The 15,336-nt window shown below is 63.0% G+C and carries 10 protein-coding genes; all 10 read right to left on the reverse strand.

Annotated elements, in window-relative coordinates:
- Positions 1-5 precede the first annotated feature (5 nt).
- The gene (locus tag ACQ4WR_RS12090; RefSeq protein ID WP_436487479.1) at positions 6-971 is read right to left on the reverse strand and encodes an ABC transporter substrate-binding protein; all 966 of its coding nucleotides are present in this window, start codon (positions 969-971) and stop codon (positions 6-8) included.
- A 165-nt stretch (positions 972-1,136) separates the two neighbouring features.
- On the reverse strand, positions 1,137-3,494 hold the full coding sequence (locus tag ACQ4WR_RS12095; RefSeq protein ID WP_436487481.1) for a beta-L-arabinofuranosidase domain-containing protein: 2,358 nt from the start codon (positions 3,492-3,494) through the stop codon (positions 1,137-1,139).
- A 9-nt stretch (positions 3,495-3,503) separates the two neighbouring features.
- Entirely contained in the window at positions 3,504-4,544 is a 1,041-nt protein-coding gene (locus ACQ4WR_RS12100; RefSeq protein ID WP_436487483.1) for an arabinan endo-1,5-alpha-L-arabinosidase, read from the reverse strand.
- Positions 4,545-4,562: 18 nt separating this feature from the next.
- Positions 4,563-6,119 (reverse strand): glycoside hydrolase family 43 protein, encoded by a 1,557-nt coding sequence (locus tag ACQ4WR_RS12105; protein ID WP_436487484.1) that lies wholly within the window; start codon positions 6,117-6,119, stop codon positions 4,563-4,565.
- Positions 6,120-6,213: 94 nt separating this feature from the next.
- The gene (locus tag ACQ4WR_RS12110; protein WP_436487486.1) at positions 6,214-7,758 is read right to left on the reverse strand and encodes an alpha-N-arabinofuranosidase; all 1,545 of its coding nucleotides are present in this window, start codon (positions 7,756-7,758) and stop codon (positions 6,214-6,216) included.
- A 91-nt stretch (positions 7,759-7,849) separates the two neighbouring features.
- Entirely contained in the window at positions 7,850-9,769 is a 1,920-nt protein-coding gene (locus tag ACQ4WR_RS12115) for a glycoside hydrolase family 97 protein (protein ID WP_436487488.1), read from the reverse strand.
- A 188-nt stretch (positions 9,770-9,957) separates the two neighbouring features.
- Positions 9,958-10,725 (reverse strand): SDR family NAD(P)-dependent oxidoreductase, encoded by a 768-nt coding sequence (locus ACQ4WR_RS12120; protein WP_436487490.1) that lies wholly within the window; start codon positions 10,723-10,725, stop codon positions 9,958-9,960.
- Between the two features lie 77 nt (positions 10,726-10,802).
- Positions 10,803-12,380, reverse strand: a complete 1,578-nt coding sequence (locus ACQ4WR_RS12125) for an aldehyde dehydrogenase (NADP(+)) (protein ID WP_436487492.1) — start codon at positions 12,378-12,380, stop codon at positions 10,803-10,805.
- Positions 12,377-13,369 (reverse strand): AraD1 family protein, encoded by a 993-nt coding sequence (araD1, locus tag ACQ4WR_RS12130; protein WP_436487494.1) that lies wholly within the window; start codon positions 13,367-13,369, stop codon positions 12,377-12,379. The genes ACQ4WR_RS12125 and araD1 overlap by 4 nt, the downstream gene beginning before the upstream one ends.
- 12 nt (positions 13,370-13,381) lie before the next feature.
- Entirely contained in the window at positions 13,382-15,124 is a 1,743-nt protein-coding gene (locus ACQ4WR_RS12135; protein ID WP_034752921.1) for an IlvD/Edd family dehydratase, read from the reverse strand.
- Between the last annotated feature and the right edge of the window lie 212 nt (positions 15,125-15,336).

Consider the following 15,336-nt stretch of genomic DNA (forward strand, 5'->3'; position numbering starts at 1 on the left):
CAAGCTTAGTATTTACGGTTAGGAAATTCCTTCGCGGCCACCTCGGCAGGGAACACGCCTTCCACCGTCGTGATACGCGCCGGCACGGGCTTGCCGGCCACCACATCGCGGGCGATGGACATCAGTTGCGGGCCCAGCAGCGGGCTGCATTCCACGGTGACATTGAGCTTGCCGGCGATCATGGCCTCGAACGCGCCTTTGACGCCATCGATGGAAATGATGATGATGTCCTTGCCCGGCTTCATGCCCGCTTCCTCGATGGCCTGGATGGCACCGATGGCCATGTCGTCATTGTGGGCGTACAGTACGTTGATCTTCTTGCCTTCCGCCTTCAGGAACGCTTCCATCACTTCCTTGCCCTTGGCGCGCGTAAAGTCGCCCGTTTGCGAACGGATGATCTTCATCTTCGGATTCTTGCCTACCACTTCCAGGAAGCCCGCCTTGCGGTCGATGGCGGGCGCGGAACCGACCGTGCCCTGCAGTTCAACGATGTTCAGGGTGGCATCCGGGGTCTTCTTGGCGTGCTCGAGCAGCCACTGGCCGGCGCGGCGGCCCTCTTCCACGAAGTCGGAACCGATGAAGGTCACGTACAGCGACTTGTCGGCCACATTGACGGCGCGGTCCGTCAGGATGACGGGAATCTTGGCGGCCTTGGCTTCGCGCAACACGGTATCCCAGCCCGACTCGACCACGGGCGAGAAGGCGATGACGTCGACCTTTTGCGCGATGAAGGAGCGCAGCGCCTTGACCTGGTTTTCCTGCTTTTGCTGGGCATCGGCAAATTTCAGGGTGACGCCATCTTTCTTGGCAGCATCTTTAATGGAGACGGTATTGGCGGTGCGCCATTCGCTCTCGGCGCCCACTTGCGAAAAGCCCATGACGAGGGGCTTGGCGGCGAAGGCGGTGGAAGTGGCGAAGGTGCTTGCCAGCAGCATGGCGCTGGCGAGGAGGGTGCGGCGTGTCAATGTCATTCTTGTCTCCAGTTTTTATTGGAATACCATCACAGCCGGATGCCGGATGGGCGGTTTTTATGAACCCATGGTAGGAGAAAGCAACATAGCCATCCAATCAATTCTTTTTCGCTTGCGATACCGATTTGCGTATCACTGGATGGCGTCCCGGCTCGCTCCTGCGGCTCAGCGCAGCAGGCGCAGCCCGTACAAGCCACCGGCCACGGAGTCCTTGCCGGCGACAAATTTCACCACCAGCTTGCCGTTCGCCGCCGCTACCAGCGCCTTGGGAATGGCGATGTCAAACGTATGCAGCTCCTGCGGCGCGTCGGCCGCCACGGCAACCGTCTGCAGCTTCGTGCCATTCACCAGCACGTCGAAGGTCCGGCCCGCATCGAGGGTGGACAGGGTCAGGCGCAGGGTGGCCGCCTCGCCTTGCGGGTCGTTCAACACATAACTGAACCAGCCTGTGGCGTGGCGCCAGTGCATGCCCTTGTTGACGCCGTTCTCTCCCCCTTCGGCCAGGAAAAAATGGTCCGATTCCGGCTGCTGCTGGCCGGGCGCCACCTGGTCGATGGTGAGCGCATCGAGGGCCAGGCGCTGCGCTTCCGCCTGCCGGGTCTTTTCCTGCAGCTGCGCCAGGTTGGCGGGCGTGGACACGGGCCAGTACAGCATGTAGCGTGCATCGTGCAGGCGGAAGAACGGAATCAGTTTCAAGGTCGCCGCATCCTTGCCCTGGATCAGGCCGGGTGCCGTAAACGTCAGCGGCTGGCCCTTGACGGGCTTGATCTTGTGCATGAACTCCTTGGTGTCGCTGACGAACAGGGGCGACGATTCCAGCGGGCAGACTTGCCCCTGGGCGATATGCCCCATGCGCGAGTCGTCGGCAAAATAATTCAGTTGCTCGTTGGCGAACGGCTGCGTCTTGGCGGCCAGCACGATGGGGCCATGCAGCACGGCATAGTAATTCGACTGGTCCGGCATCTGTTCCAGGCGCGTGCGCATCGGCAGCACCACGTCCACGCTGTCGCCGCTCTTCCAGGCGCGCGTGATGGTCACGTACTCGCCCGGCGCGCCGTGCACGCGCATGGCCTTGCCATTGAGTTTGACGCGCAGCTTGCCCTTGGCCACCCACCGCGGGTAGCGGATCTTCATGCTGAAGGTCTTGTTGCCTTGCACTGTGATGCGCGTCGTGTCCTGGTCGGGGAACTGTGTCGATTGGACGATGGTGACGCCCTGCTCCTGCCAGTCCAGGGTGGAGGCCATGAACAGGTTCACGTACAGCGCGTCGCCCTCGTGGGCGTAGATGAACTCGCCATACTTGGCCTGGCTTTCGATGCCGGAACCCACGCAGCACCACATGCCCTTGTCCACTTCCGAATACACGCGGTAGTGGTTCGGGCGCATGGGCGTGAAATACACGAAGCCGCCCGTGCCCGGGCGCTGCGACGACAGGATGTGGTTGTACAGCGCGCGTTCGTAGTAATCCGTGTATTTCACCTGTTCGTCGCGCTGGAACAATTGCTCGGTGAGCTTGAGCATATTGTAGGTATTGCAGGTTTCCGGTCCTTCGACTTCCTCCACCATCGAGCTAAAGTCGTGTTCGTCGTGGAAATGTTCCTTGACGCTGTTGCCGCCGATGGCCACCGTGCGCTTGTCGTGCACGGTTTGCCAAAAGAACTGCGCCGCCTGCTGCCAGTCGCGCCGGCCAGTCAGTGCGCCGATGCGCTCGAAACCGATGACTTTCGGGATTTGCGTATTCGCATGCAGGCCCGTCAGCTTGTCCTGCTGCGCCACCAGGGGCTGCAGGATGGCCTGGTGCGAGAAGCGCACGGCCAGGTCCATGTAGCGCTGCTCGCCCGTCATCGTGTAGACGTCGGCCAGCACTTCATTCATGCCGCCATGTTCGGCGCGCAGCATGGCTTGCATCTGCTCGTCGCTCAAGGCGTCCGACAGCTTGACGGCCCAGTCCGACAAGGCGATCAGCATGGTTTTCGCCTGTTCGCTGCCCGCCTGCTGGTAGGCGTCGCGCAAGCCCGCGTACACCTTGTGCAGGTTGTACCATGGCACCCACTTGCCGTTGACGGAGAAAGTGTCCGCCTGCATCTGTCCTTTCGCGACGGCTTGCCAGGCGGCGCTGCCGTCGGGAATGCCGCCCAGGTAGCCATTGCCATTGGCTTCCTGGCATTTCTGCAATTCCGCCAGCACGTAGTCGAGGCGCTCGCGCACCTGCGCGTCGCCCGTGGAAGCGAACATCAGGGCCAGCGCCGACAGATAATGTCCGCCCATGTGGCCGTCCAGGCCCGTCGCTTCCCAGTTGCCATAGCCGGGCTTGGGCTGCGGCAGGCCCGCCTCGCGGCGAAACGGCGCCAGCAATTTATCCGGGTCGAAGGCCATCAGGTAATGCAGGTCCGTCGTCTGCGCATCGAGAAACGGCCCGGCACCCAGGCGCACGGCCGAGAGGGGAAACAGCTCGGCCGCCTGCGGCACAGGCGTGACCAGCCCGCCGGCGGCCAGCGCCAGCGTCAACAAGGTTTTTTTCACGGTGCGTCCTTACGGTTTGGCGGTAGCGGCAGGCAACTGGCGGCTTTGATAGCGGTTCAAGTCGCGCGGATCGACTTGCGGCCAGCCATCCTTGTCCCACGTCATGGGCATGATCTTGAGTTTCTGCAAGTAGTCGTCCGCCGTTTCATACGCGTGCAGCACCAGGTAATCCTTGCCGTCAAAGGTATACGCGCTGTTGTGGCCCAGGCCCTGCCAATCCTTGTCGCCCTTCAGCAGCACCGTGCCGCCGCCCTGCGCCATGTCACGGCCATCCTTGTCCAGGTAGGGCCCCGTCACGCTTTTTGAGCGTCCCACGGCCAGGTGGTAGGTGCTGTCGGCTTTCTTGCAGCACAGGCCCCACGAGACAAACAGGAAATACTCGTCGCCGCGCTGGAAGATGAACGGCGCTTCGATTTCTTCCGGCGCCGGCTTGAATTCGCCGCTTTTTGGCGGCAGCGGCACGCGGCGCGCCAGCGAGTGCCACTCTTGCGGTTCCGCAATCGTTTTCCAGTCGGCGTTCAGTTTCACCAGCTTGATGCCGTTCCAGAACGAGCCGAACGACATCCACGGCGTGCCCTGCTTGTCCGTAATGATGTTCGAATCGATGGCGTTCCATTCGTCGCGCTCGGGCACCGATTGCAGCAGCATGCCCTGGTCGACCCAGCGGTAGTTGGGCGAGCGGGGATTCAGGGTAGTGTTGACGGTCACGCCAATGCCCGAGGTGTTCTTGCCGAAGCCGGACACCGAGTAGTACAGGTAATATTTGCCGTTGTGAAACTGCACGTCGGGCGCCCACACATGGTCGTCGAACGATGGCGCGGCTGTTTTCGCCCACGTGGGCTGGCCGGCAAAGACGCGCCCTTCCGGCTGCCAGTCCACCATGTTTTTGGAACTGTAGAAAGTGATGCCGGGACCCGTGCTGTACAAATAATACGTGTCGCCTTCCTTGGCCATCACGGGGTCGTGCACGCTCACTTGCGCGGCATGGCAGGACAGCGCCATCAGGGTGGCGGTAACAGCGGCCAGGCCGCGCTTGAGCGTTTGCATCATGTGTTCCTTTACTTGTAATTAATTGCCCGTGCGGGCGCCCCACAGCGACACGCCATCGATGGACTGCGCCGTGAACGTGACGACAAAAGCGTTCGCATTGCCATTCCACTGGCGCGACAGCACGCCATTGAACAAGCCGCCGGACGCCAGGGTGATGGCGATCAGGTTGCTGCCCTGGTGCTGCCACGTCCCCGTATGCGCGCCCGTGATGGTGCCGTTCGCCAGCAGGGTGATGGATTGCGACAGCTTGAGCGCCGTGGAAATATCCTTGCCATGGTTGATCAGTTTATAGCTGCCCGCCACTTCCGTGGCCGTCACTGGCGCCGTCAGCGGCGTGACGCTTTTACTCAGCGGCACATAGCGGAAGGGTGCGGCCACCAGCCAGCCATCGGCGTTGATGAACAGCTCGTGCACGCGGATCTCGTGCAGCTCGCCCGTGTTCGGGAAGCGCGTATGGAAGATGAGGAAATACTGCTGCGTGGCGGCATCGTACACGGCCGAATTGTGTCCTGGCGACACATATCCCAGCGGCGTGCCCGTCTCGCCTGTTGCCAGCGCGAATTGATGGTTGCCCATCAGCTTCTGGCCGAAAGGCGCGATGGAGGCGTCGTCGAACAGCGGCAGGGCGGGATTCGACTTGACTTGCCGCATGTCCTTGCCCTTGGCGTCCACGTAGGGACCGTCCGGATTGCGCGAGCGGGCCACGCGCATATTGTAGGCGCCGTTCGCGTCCAGGCCGCCGAACGAAGTGAACAGGTAGTAATACTGCGTTTGCGGGCTGTACAGCACGTAGGCGCCCTCGATGCGGCTATGGTTGCCGCCGATCACGTGCTGGCCATAGCCCTGCCCCGCGACAGGCAAGCCCGTGGCCGGGTCCATGGCGAGGATGAAAATACCGCCCGAGTACGAGCCGTAGATCATCCACAGCTTGCCCGCCGCGTCGCGGAAGGTGTTCGGGTCGACCACGTTCGGTTGCGTCAGCGCATCGTAGATGGTCACGCCATCTTCGCTGACCTGGCCCCACATGCCCGATTTCAAAAAGATGCGCTGGTTGACGTACGGGCCTTGCACCGCATCGGCCAGGGCCAGGCCCATGGCGGATCGGGGCGAATCGCCCTTGCAGCTGTTGTAGTACATGGCGAACTTGCCATTGTCGAGCTGGATGACATCGGGCGCCCACAGCCCGGTCACTTGCGACCAGGCAAAGGTATCGGCAAGGCTGGTGACGACATTGTTGAACAGGGGATTGCTGGCGTTGACGCCTTCGGCAATCTTGCTCCAGTTCATCAGGTCGGTGGACTTGGCGGCCGCCAGGTGGGAACCGAACACATAATACGTATCGGCCACCTTGATGACGGACGGGTCATGCACGGAGGCATTGATAAAGGTGATGGCGCCTTGTACGGGGGGCACGACCTCGGGCGGCGTGACGACGGGCGGCACCACGGGCGGGACGACAGGGGGCACGACGGGCGGCGTGACCGACACCACCGGCGCGCTATCGGAGCCGCCACCACCACAGGCGGCCAGGGCCATGGCGCTACCGAGCGCCAGTACAGCTTCTCTTCTGTTCATGGAGTACTTTCTCTACAGCGTGCAGCACGATGCGGCTGGCCGGCGCGGGTAAGCTCCCGCGCCGGCACAGAGTAGACAACAGGAAGCTGGCGGCTTACTCGACGGCGACCACCACCACGGCCTTGGCCGGGATCGACACGGTCAGCTTGCCGCCTTGCGCCTTGGCATTAAACGCCACCGGTTGCACGGCTTGCGGCTGGGCAAAGCTGTTGACGGCATCCATCTTGCCTGCGGTCAGCACGCGGCCATTCACGCTGGCCACTTTCTTGCCAGCCAGGGCCACGTTGACGTCGACAGCCTTGTGCGGGTTCGTGTTGACCAGCGACAGGTATACCTTGCCATCCTTGGCGCGCGCGGCCGAGGCGCTCACTTCAGGAATACTGAACTTGCCCAGGCTGTACTTGCCATTGCCGGCGATGGCAACCGGCAGGGAGGTGGCGTCCTGGAACGGCACGTACATCTGGAAGGCGTGATACGTGGGCGTGAGGAAATATTTGTCCTTGTCCGTGATGATCATCGCCTGCAGCACGTTGACCATTTGCGCGATATTCGTCATGCGCACACGGTCGGCGTGCGCATGGAAAATGTTGAAGTTCAGGGCGGCAACGAGCGCATCGCGCAAGCTGTTTTGCTGGAACAAAAAGCCCGTGTTGGTGCCTGGCTCGACGTCGTACCAGGTGCCCCATTCATCGACGTACAGACCGGTCTTTTTCGACGGGTCGTTCTTGTCGATGGCGGCGATATTGTTCTTGATCAAGCTATCGATGCGCAAGGTGCGGCTCAGGGTGGAAATCCACTCATCTTCGCCAAAGCCCGTGGCGGCGCCCTTCTTTTCCCACACGCCCGTCGGCACCGTGTAGTAGTGGAAACTGATGGCGTCCATCATGTTCGGCTTGATTTCACGGCTCAGGGTATCGGACCAGCTGATGTCGTCGTCATTGCCGCCGCTGGCGATGAATTTCGGACGCGCGCTTTCCGGCGTTTTCATGAAGGTGTGATAGTGCTTGTACAGGTCGGTGTAGTACTGCGGACGCATATTGCCGCCGCAACCCCAGGCTTCGTTGCCGATGCCAAAGTAATCGACTTTATACGGCTGCGCGCGGCCATTCTTGCGGCGCAGTTCGGCCAGGGTCGATTTGCTGTCCGAGGTCATGTATTCCAGCCATTCGGACATTTCCTGCGGCGTGCCGGAACCGAGGTTGCCATTGATATAGGTCTGTGCGCCCAGCAGTTCGGCCAGGTCGAAGAATTCGTGCGTGCCGACGGCGTTCGACTCTTCCACGCCGCCCCAGTTCGTGTTGACCTTGGTCGGGCGCTTGTCGCGCGCGCCGATGCCGTCCTTCCAGTGGTATTCATCGGCAAAGCAGCCGCCCGGCCAGCGTACCAGCGGCACATGCAACTGATTGAGCGCGCCCAGCACGTCGTTGCGCCAGCCCTTGGTGTTCGGAATCGGCGAGTCCGGGCCGACCCACATGCCTTCGTAGATACCGGTGCCCAGGTGCTCGGCGAACTGGCCGTAGACGTTCTTGTTGATCACGGGACCCGGCTTGGCCACGTCGATGGTGACATTGACGGGGGCGGCAAAGGCGCTGCTGACGACCAGGCTCAAGGCCAGGATGCTGGTATTGACGAGTTTCATGCTGTCTCCTGTTGTTTTAATTTCATACAACCCAAGTGCAGAAGCCGGGGTCGGGCCCTGAGGGTCCGCCCCCGGTATCTGCTTTTGGGGTTTAGTTAAATACGGCTACAAAGCCGCCATGCGGCTTGATCGTGATGACGGCCTTGCCGGCCGCAATTTCCTGCTGGCTGAATGCACGCTCGCTGGCGCCGTCCGTGATCAGGGCGCCGCGCTTGCCTTCCAGGAAGGACAAGTCCACGGTAAACGTCTGCGCCGCATCCTGGGCATTGATGCCGGCCACATACCAGCGCTCGCCTGCCTTGCGGGCCAGCATCAGATACTGGCCGGGCACGCCATCGAGGAAGCGGCTGTCATCCCAGCTACGCGGCAGTTCCTGCAAGAAGGTTTTGACATAGGCAGGGACGCTGGCCATGCCCGCAGGCACTTCGGCAAAGTTCTGCACGCCCGACAAAAACAGCACGGGCAGGGCCAGTTCGAAGCCGTTGCGCGTGGCGCGGCGGATATTCGGCACGTCGCCAAATACCATGGGCGTGAAATCCATGGGGTCGAACAGGTTGCGCGCAAACGGCAGCATGGCCGCGTGCGCGGGCATGACATCCTGGTCGCGCTGCTCAAAGGTGGTGAACTCCAGTCCCTTGACGCCTTCGGCTGTCATCAGGTTCGGATACGTACGGGCCCAGCCGCGCGGCAAGGTGGCGCCATGGAAATTGACCAGCAAGCCATGTTGCGCCGCATCGTTGAGGATGCCCAAATAATAGGCAATCATCGACTGGCCATCGCCGGCAAAGAAATCCACCTTGATGCCCTTGATGCCCATGCCGGCCAGGCGCGCAAATTCCGCTGCGCGCTGCTGCTGAGTCAAGAGCTTGCCTTTCGGCGAGTAAGTGGTCTTGTTCCAGCTGCCCGAGGAGTTGTACCAGAGGAAGAGGCCTACATTCTTGCCTGCCGCATACGCGGCCAGTTCGGCGATTTTCGCGTAGCCGATCTGGCGGTCCCAGTCCGCATCGACCAGCACGTAGTCCCAGCGCATGTCGGCCGCGTAATCGATGAACTGTTTCTGCACCGCATACACGGTAGCGTCATCCTTGAGCAAGCCCCAGCTCCAGGCCGCATGGCCGGGCAGCACCTTGGCCGCGTCGAAGGCGATGGCGGGCGCGGCCAGGTCAGTGCCCAGCGTGCTGTCCATGACCGTGGCCAGGCTGCCGATGGCCAGCACGCGCCATGGCGAGCGCAAGCCCGTGGCCGCCTGCGCCAGCAAGGCGCCGCCTGGCGCCACTTCGGCCGCCATCGGCGTGCCGATGCGGTAGACGCCGCCCCTGGAATGCGCCTGCAGGCGCGAGGCGTGGAAACTGCCATCCATGTCCGCTTCCGTCAGCGCCACCCAGGTGTCGCCCGACTTGAACAGGGCCGGAAAGACCCAGCCGGCCGCCAGCGGCGACGGCGTGCCCACCGGGATATCCATGCGGTAATGTTCTTCGTAGGCGGGATTGGTGTTCATCCAGCCCGTCTGCGCCACCTGCATCGGTTGCAGCCAGGCCCGCGTGGACGGTGCAAAACGGAACGCCGTGCTTTCCTGCAACATGCTCCCGGCCCTGCCAGGCACCTGGTCCAGCACATAGCGGAAGGCCACGCCATCGTTGGACACGCGGAACACCACGTCCATGGCGTGCCCCTGCGCATTTTTCACGCTGAAGCGCTGCTCGTTGGCCGCATAGTCGATGACACGGCGCTTGCCCGTGGCCATCGTATAGCGCTCGGACACGGGCGTGATGGCCGAGCCTGGCTCCAGGGTCAGCTGGCGCGACAGGTCCAGGCCGGCAAACTGCAGGCCCAGGGCCGACGGCAGGATGACGGGCATGCCAGCGCGCTGCACGGCGTAGGTGATGCTGCCAGCCGGGCCGGGCGCGACCTCGACGTGCAAGGTGCCGTCGGGACTGTGCAATGCCTGCGTGCCTTGCGCACTGGCGGCGCTGGCGCAAACGAGGGCGATGCTGCAAACGAGAATTTTCATGTTCAGCTTCCGGATGTGGCGATGCCTCTCCTGCCGCGGGGTTGGGGCGGCAAGAGCGGTGCTGCAATGGAGGTAGCGATTGGGCTGCGGGAAGGCCCGCACCCGACAAAACGCCCAGGGCTAGGCGCAGAGGTCGAAGACAGTACGAACGTACGGCAAGACCCTGCAACAACGCCCTGGACGTTTTGTCAGACCCAGCCGGCGTCGACGATGAATTCCTGGGAGGAGCACATGGCGCCGTCATCGGAGGCAAGGAACAGCACCATGGCGGCGATGTCCTGCGGCATCAGTTTATTGGGCAGGCACTGGCTTTTCTTGATTTCCAGTTCCGCCGCGTCGTCGACCCACAGGTCGATCTGGCGCTGCGTCATGACCCAGCCGGGCGTGACGGTATTGACGCGGATGTTATGCGCGCCGAAATCGCGCGCCAGGCCCCGCGTCAAGCCGACGACAGCCGCCTTGGTGGTGGCGTACACGGGGTAGCCGCCCGACTTCATGTGCCAGGAAATCGAACTGACGTTGATGATCGAGCCGCCGCCCTGGCGTTTCATGCCCTCGAAGACGGCCTGGCAAGTGAAGAACATCGGGCGCTGGTTGATGGCAATGCGCTCGTTCCAGTATTCCAGGGTGACATCCTGCGCCTGGTGGCGCTGGTCGTTGGCGGCATTGTTGACGAGAATATCGAAGTCGCCCAGCTTGTCGGCCAGTTCGGCCATGACGGCTTGCAGCGCGGGGATATCCGTGATGTCGCAATGGCGGAACAGGGGCGCCGTCATGCCCGCTTCGGCCAGGCGGCGGCACAGGGCCTCGCTCGCTTCACGGGCAATATCGACAAACGCCACCACGGCACCCTGGGCGGCAAACTCCGCCACCAGGGATTCGCCGATGCCGCTGCCGCCACCCGTAATGAACACGCGCTTGCCCTGCAAGCTGCCATATTTCGCCAATTGCTTCATCTTGTCTCCACCTGTTTATTTTTTTAGGTATTACGCGCAACAACAGCGGGCCGCATGATATACGGCCCGCCGTGCTGTCATTCCTTGCCCAATACACCGTCCTTGCGGCGCCAGATGCCCAGCGGATTATCGTCGCGCAGCGACTCCGGCAGCAAGTCCTGCGCCAGGTTCTGGTAGGACACGGGGCGCAGGAAGCGGTTGATGGCGGCCGTGCCTACCGAGGTGCTGCGGCCATCCGAGGTGGCCGGGAACGGGCCGCCGTGCACCATGGCCGTCGACACTTCCACGCCCGTCGGGAAACCGTTGGCCAGGATGCGGCCCACGCGGCGCTCCAGCACGGGCAACAGGCGGCGCGCGTCTTCCAGGTCGCCCGCATCCATCTGCAGGGTGGCCGTCAGCTGGCCTTCCAGGCTTTCCGTGATCGCCAGCAATTGTTCCATGTCGCGGCACGCCACCAGCAGGGAAGCCGGGCCGAAGACTTCATCGCGCAGGTCGTGCTTGGCCAGGAAGGCCTCGCCCGAGGTGACGAACAGGGCGGCGGCGCCCTTGCCTTCTTCGCCCGCGTTTTGCACCAGCGGTGTCACGTCGGCGTGCTGCGCCAGCGCGGCCACGCCCTTGGCATAGCTGCTGGCGATGCCAGCGGTCAACATGGTGGCCGCTGGCGCCGGCACCAGCGCGTCGGCGGCGGCGGCCGCAAAAGCGGTAAAGTCAGCGCCTTCCAAACCCAGCACGAGGCCGGGATTGGTGCAGAACTGGCCCACGCCCATGGTCAGCGAGGCGGCAAAGCCGCTGGCGATCGCCGCGCCACGGGCAGCCAGCGCTTGCGGCAGCACGAAGACGGGATTAATGCTGCTCATTTCAGCATAGACGGGTATCGGCTGTGGACGCTCGGCCGCCACTTTCATCAGGGCGATGCCGCCCGAACGCGAACCCGTGAAACCGACGGCCTGGATGGCCGGATGGGCCACCAGGCCCTGGCCGATGCCGTTACCGGTGCCGGTCAGCAAGGCGAACACGCCGGCGGGCAGCTTGCAGATGGCAATCGCCTTGACGATGGCGCGCGCCACCAGCTCCGACGTGCCCGGGTGGGCCGAGTGGGCTTTCAGGACGACGGGACAGCCGGCAGCCAGGGCCGAGGCCGTATCGCCACCGGCCACCGAGAAGGCCAGCGGGAAGTTACTGGCCGCAAACACGGCGACGGGGCCCAGGCCGATCATGCGCAAGCGCAAGTCCGGGCGTGGCGGCACGCGGTCCGGCAGCGGGCTGTCGATGCGCGCATCTGTCCAGGAACCCTCGCGCAGCAAGCCGGCGAACAGTTTCAGCTGGCCCACCGTGCGGCCGCGTTCGCCTTCCAGGCGCGCGCGCGGCAAGCCGCTTTCCGTCATGGCGCGTACGATCAGCTCGTCGCCCAGTTCGATGATTTGCGCGGCGATGGTATCGAGAAAATCGGCGCGTTCCGCATCCGTGGTGGCGCGGAACGGGTCGAAGGCGGCTTGCGCCAAAAGGCAGGCTTCGTCGATTTGCGCGGCGTCGACCATGTGGAAGGCAGGCGCGATGTGCGCGCGGGCGGACGGGTCCCAGGCTTCGAAGGAGCCGCCATTACCTTTGACGGCAACGCCGCCGATCAGTGCATCACCGGTGATGATAAAACTCATAATGTGCTCACTTTCGCAAATTCGGTTGGGAAGACATCGAGGCGGTTGCGCAGGGCAGGGCCAAAGGCCGGCGCTTCGATTTCAAAGGTTTCGCCCGGCTGCACGCTGACGCCATCGGCAAAGCTCAGGGTGGCCGTGCCGAAGAAGTGCACGTGCACGTCGCCAGGGCGCTTGAACAGCGGATACTTGAAGTGATGATGTTCCAGGTTGGCGATCGTGTGCGACATATTGTTTTCGCCGCTGACAAAGGCTTTTTCCCAGCGCACATTGCCCGCCGCGTCGAGCACGCGCGAGGTGCCGTCTATGTGCGCAGGCAATTCGCCCACCAGCAAGGCCGGTCCCACGCTGCAGGCACGCAGCTTGGAGTGGGCCAGGTACAGGTAGTTCTGGCGTTCCGTGACGTGGTCGGAGAATTCATTGCCGATGGCGTAGCCGACGCGATACGGCTGGCCGTCGTCGCCGATCACGTACAGGCCGGCGATTTCCGGCTCTTCGCCGCCGTCCAGGGCAAAGTCCGGCATGCGCAGCGGCTGGCCGCCAGCGCGCACGATGGAGCCGTCGCCCTTGTAGAACCATTCCGGCTGTGCGCCGGCCGTACCGGCGGCAGGCTTGCCGCCTTCCACGCCCAGGCGGAACATTTTCATGGAGTCGCTCAGGGACTCCGCATCGCCGCCGATTTTCTTGTGCATGGCGTCGCGCGCGCCGGCGCTGCCCAGGTGGGTCAGGCCCGTGCCCGTCACGTAGCAGTGCGCCTCATCCGCGTGGTCCAGCGGCGGCAGCAGGCGGCCGCTGCCGGCCACGTCCGCATACAGGTGCGTGGTGTTGCCGACCGTGGCGTTGACCAGTTCGGCAAGGTTGACCTTCTTGCGGATGGCGTCTTGCGCCAGCGCATAGCTCGTGTTGTAGCCTTCGATAACGCGGATCTGGTCGTCTTGCAGCAGGCCGACGAGGCGGCCGCCGTGTTCATTCGTAAATTGCAGCAACAGCATGATTCTCTCCGCTTAATGTGAGTGGCGCGGCACGGCGGAACCGCGATTGCCGACCAGGAAGTCGAAATCGCAGCCTTCGTCGGCCTGCAACACGTGTTCGATATACAGCTGCTGGTAGCCGCTCTTCGGTCCTGGCGCGCTGCCCAGTTCGCGGGCTGCCAGGCGCTCGGCGATTTCCGCGTCGCTGATGTCGATGTTCAGGCTGCCGTTATGGCAGTCGAGGGCGATCATGTCGCCATCCCTGACGATGCCCAGCGGGCCGCCGGCCATGGCTTCCGGCGCCACGTGCAGCACTACGGTGCCGTAGGCGGTGCCGCTCATGCGCGCATCCGAGATGCGCACCATGTCGGTGATGCCTTGCGCCAGCAGTTTTGGCGGCAAGCCCATGTTGCCCACTTCAGCCATGCCCGGATAGCCTTTCGGGCCGCAGTTTTTCATGACCAGCACGGAGTTCGCATCGACATCCAGATCCGGATCAACGATGCGCGCCTTGTAATGTTCAAAATCTTCAAACACGACGGCCTTGCCACGGTGCTGCATCAGGTGCGGCGAGGCGGCCGATGGTTTCAGCACGGCGCCGCGTGGCGCCAGGTTGCCGCGCAACACGCAGATACCGCCATCGGCCAGCAAGGGGTTGTCCAAGGTGCGCACCACTTCATCGTTGTAGATCGGCGCTTCGACGCAGTTGTCCCACAGCGACTTGCCGTTGACGGTCAAGGCATTCTTGTGCGGCAGCAAATCGCCCTCGCCCAGGCGGCGTATGACGGCCGGCAAGCCGCCCGCATAGTAAAACTCTTCCATCAGGAAACGGCCCGACGGCAGCAGGTCGACGATGGTTGGCGTGCCACGGCCGACCTTGGTCCAGTCTTCCAGTTCCAGGGGCACGCCGATGCGGCCGGCGATGGCTTTCAGGTGGATCACGGCATTGGTCGAGCCACCGATGGCGGCGTTGACCTTGATGGCGTTTTCAAACGCTTCGCGCGTCAGCACTTTCGACAGGCGCAGGTCTTCGTGCACCATTTCAACGATGCGGATGCCCGACATGTGCGCCAGCACGTAGCGGCGCGAATCGACGGCGGGGATCGCGGCGTTGTGCGGCAGGGACGTGCCCAGCGCTTCGGCCATGCTGGCCATGGTCGAGGCCGTGCCCATGGTGTTGCAGGTACCGGCCGAACGCGACATGCCCGACTCGGCCGACATGAACTGATGCAGGGTGATGGAGCCGGCTTTCATCTGCTCGTGCAGCTGCCATACGGCCGTGCCGGAACCGATGTCCTTGCCATTGAGCTTGCCGTTCAGCATGGGGCCGCCGCTGACGACGATGGTGGGGATGTCGACGCTGGCCGCGCCCATCAGCAGCGCTGGCGTGGTCTTGTCGCAGCCGACCAGCAGCACGACGGCGTCCATCGGGTTGCCGCGGATCGATTCTTCCACGTCCATCGACGCCAGGTTGCGCGTCAGCATGGCCGTTGGGCGCAAGTTCGATTCGCCGTTCGAGAACACGGGGAATTCCACCGGGAAACCACCGGCTTCCAGGATGCCGCGCTTGACGTGTTCGGCCAGCTGGCGGAAATGCGCATTGCACGGGGTCAGCTCGGACCAGGTATTGCAGATGCCAATGATGGGCTTGCCATGAAACTCGTGGTCAGGTATGCCCTGGTTTTTCATCCAGCTGCGGTACATGAAGCCATTCTTGTCCTGCGAGCCGAACCACTCGGCGGAGCGCAGGGCAACCTTCTTTTTTGTCTCAGACATGCAATTCTCCTGGTTGTGCCATGCCGGATCTAATGTCGTCAGCCCGGGCAGCGATGTTGGAATACTAAAGAATCCTGCCATGCCTTTCCAATCAATTTTTATAGCGTTCCGATATCGAAAACGATATCGGCATGCACCAATGAAAACGCCCTGCGAGCGCATGGCGGCAGGGCGTGGGCTGGTTTATCCCTTCGGGATCGGAATCTGCCCAT

Source organism: Janthinobacterium amylolyticum, from assembly GCF_051380655.1.
Classification (GTDB): Bacteria; Pseudomonadota; Gammaproteobacteria; order Burkholderiales; family Burkholderiaceae_D; genus Janthinobacterium.

Bases quoted from the DNA above. Each gene is read 5' to 3' on its own strand.
- ACQ4WR_RS12090 (WP_436487479.1), bottom strand. From the start codon at position 971: ATGACATTGACACGCCGCACCCTCCTCGCCAGCGCCATGCTGCTGGCA.
- ACQ4WR_RS12100 (WP_436487483.1), bottom strand. From the start codon at position 4,544: ATGATGCAAACGCTCAAGCGCGGCCTGGCCGCTGTTACCGCCACCCTG.
- ACQ4WR_RS12105 (WP_436487484.1), bottom strand. From the start codon at position 6,119: ATGAACAGAAGAGAAGCTGTACTGGCGCTCGGTAGCGCCATGGCCCTG.
- ACQ4WR_RS12110 (WP_436487486.1), bottom strand. From the start codon at position 7,758: ATGAAACTCGTCAATACCAGCATCCTGGCCTTGAGCCTGGTCGTCAGC.
- ACQ4WR_RS12115 (WP_436487488.1), bottom strand. From the start codon at position 9,769: ATGAAAATTCTCGTTTGCAGCATCGCCCTCGTTTGCGCCAGCGCCGCC.
- ACQ4WR_RS12120 (WP_436487490.1), bottom strand. From the start codon at position 10,725: ATGAAGCAATTGGCGAAATATGGCAGCTTGCAGGGCAAGCGCGTGTTC.
- ACQ4WR_RS12125 (WP_436487492.1), bottom strand. From the start codon at position 12,380: ATGAGTTTTATCATCACCGGTGATGCACTGATCGGCGGCGTTGCCGTC.
- araD1 (WP_436487494.1), bottom strand. From the start codon at position 13,369: ATGCTGTTGCTGCAATTTACGAATGAACACGGCGGCCGCCTCGTCGGC.
- ACQ4WR_RS12135 (WP_034752921.1), bottom strand. From the start codon at position 15,124: ATGTCTGAGACAAAAAAGAAGGTTGCCCTGCGCTCCGCCGAGTGGTTC.